The following is a 464-nucleotide window of genomic DNA, read 5'->3' as shown; positions in this document are numbered from 1 at the left end:
GGGTACCGGCGACCGGATCGCTGACCGGTGACGGCACCTGTGCGATCCGCGCGGCCGCCGCGTCGTGCGTCGCCGCTTCGGGCCGGATCAGGTCATAGTCCGCCTCCACCGGATACCCGCCTCACCACTTCGAAATCATCGCTGGCCGACAGCTGGCAGTGCCCCGTCCCGGCGGGCAGCACCAGCGCATCACCGGCGGCCACTTCGATCTCCTGCCCGCGCTCACCGCCCAGCTTGAGCCGCGCACGCCCACGCGACACGCCCAGCACCTCGTGGCAGACCGAGTGATAGTGGTGATAGTCAAAGACCTGCGCCCGCCAGCGGGCCGGCCAGAGGTGGCTGTCGAACAGGCGCTCGAACGCCGAGGCGAGATCGGCGTCGGCCAGGGGCACGTCCCGGTAGATCAGCACCGGATGCGGACTGTTCGGCGTCTGGCCGTCGCTGTGCAGCTGCAGTTGTTCGAG

At 69.8% G+C, this 464-nt stretch carries 1 pseudogene; it reads right to left on the bottom strand.

Annotation, left to right across the window (positions count from 1 at the left end):
* A pseudogene (locus tag J5M73_RS31285) lies at window positions 1-464 on the bottom strand (cupin domain-containing protein); the annotation flags it as partial.

Source organism: Pseudomonas sp. 50_B (genome assembly GCF_017491625.1).
Lineage (GTDB): Bacteria > Pseudomonadota > Gammaproteobacteria > Pseudomonadales > Pseudomonadaceae > Aquipseudomonas > Aquipseudomonas danubii.
This window is presented reverse-complemented; position numbering and strand designations above follow the sequence as displayed.